This is a genomic window from Streptomyces sp. UNOB3_S3 (assembly GCF_020740895.1).
Taxonomy (GTDB): Bacteria; Actinomycetota; Actinomycetes; order Streptomycetales; family Streptomycetaceae; genus Streptomyces.
In genome coordinates this window covers 1-1729 of record NZ_JAILXP010000660.1, presented here as the reverse complement: position 1 = coordinate 1729, position 1729 = coordinate 1, and the positions used below count along the sequence as shown (strand labels likewise).

Annotated in this window: 1 protein-coding gene; it reads left to right on the top strand. The window is 78.8% G+C overall.

Features of this window, described 5'->3' with window-relative positions:
• Window positions 1-1672: ABC transporter ATP-binding protein (locus tag K6I33_RS34795; RefSeq protein ID WP_229358792.1), on the top strand; the 1672-nt coding region annotated here is incomplete at its 5' end.
• Window positions 1673-1729: the final 57 nt, after the last annotated feature.

The window sequence follows — 1729 nt, the reverse complement described above, 5'->3', positions numbered from 1 at the left end:
CCTCCTCCTCGCCGCGCTCCGCGCCGCCGCCCCCCGCACGGTCGCCCTCGTCCTGATCGCCACCGCGAGCGCGGGCGCGGCCCTGCTGCTGCCCGCCGTGCTCGGCCACACCCTCGACCTGCTCCTCGCGCGGCGCGACAGCGGCGTCACCACCCGCTGGGTCCTCCTGTGCGCCGCCCTCGTCTGCGTCCCCGCCGCCCTCGACGCGCTCGGCGAGTTCCTCACCGCCACCACCACCGCCCGCACCACCGCCCGGATGCGCCTCACCGCGCTCGGCCACGTCCTCGCGGCGGGCCCCCGGGCCACGGCCCGGATAACGCCGGGCGACCTCGTCGCCCGCCTCGTCGGCAACGCCGCCCAGGCCGGCACGGCCCCCGCGACCGTCGCCGGCACCGTCACCGCCGTCGTCGGCCCGGTCGGCGGCATCGTCGCCCTCGCCCTCCTCGACCCGTGGCTCGCCCTGGTGTTCCTCGCCGGGGCGCCGCTGCTCGCGCTGCTGCTGCGGGCGTTCACCCGCGCCTCCACCGGCAGCCTCGCCGGCTACCAGCGCCTGCAGGGCGAGCTCGCCGGGCGGCTGATGGAGGCCGTCGGCGGCGCCCGGACCATCGCGGCCGCCGGCACGGCCGCCCGCGAACGGGACCGCGTCCTCGAACCCCTCCCCGGCCTGTCCCGCCACGGCCACCGCATGTGGCGGGTGCAGGGCCGCTCCACCGCCCAGGCGACGGCCCTGGTGCCGCTGCTCCAGATCGCCGTCCTCGCCGTCGCCGGACTGGAGCTGTCGCGAGGCAGTCTGAGCGTCGGCGACCTGCTGGCCGCCTCCCGCTACGCGGTCCTCGCGACGGGCGTCGGCATGCTCGTCGGTCACCTGGGGGCGCTGGTCCACGGCCGTACCGCCGCGCGCCGACTGGCCGAGGTCCACGCCCTGCCGCCGGTCGTCCACGGCACCCGGCGGCTGCCCGCCGACGGCGACGGCACGCTGCGGCTGCGCGGCGTCGGCGCCGAGCGCGGCGGGCGGGCGGTGCTGCGCGGGGTGGACCTCGTCGTACCGGGCGGCTCGACGACGGCCGTCGTCGGCCGCTCCGGCACGGGCAAGTCCGTCCTCGCCGAACTGGCCGGGCGCCTCGCCGACCCCGACACGGGCGAGATCACCCTCGACGGCGTCCCGCTGCGCGAGCTCGCCCACGACGAACTGCGCCGCCACGTCGGCTACGCCTTCGCCCGCCCGGCGCTGCTCGGCGGCACGATCGGCGGAACGCTCGCCTTCGGCTCCTTCACGCCCCCGCCCGAGGCCGTCGTCGCCGCCGCCCGCGCGGCGTGCGCGGACGACTTCATACGACGGCTGCCGGACGGCTACGACACGGCGTGCGCGGCCGCGCCCCTCTCCGGCGGCGAGGCCCAACGCCTCGGCCTCGCCCGCGCCTTCGCCCACGCGGGCCGGCTGCTGATCCTGGACGACGCCACGTCGAGTCTCGACTCGGTCACGGAGTCGCGGGTCGGCGACGCGCTGCTGCACGACGTCGCCGCCCGTACGCGACTGATCGTCGCGCACCGGGTGACGACGGCGGAACGGGCCGACCGCGTCGCCTGGCTGGACGGGGGGAGGGTGCGGGCCGTCGGGCCGCACGCGGAGCTGTGGCGACTGCCGGGGTACCGGGCGGTGTTCGGGGGATGACGGGGTTTCGGCGCCGCCGGGCCGGTACGCGGTGGCTGGTCGCCGCGGCGGGGGAAG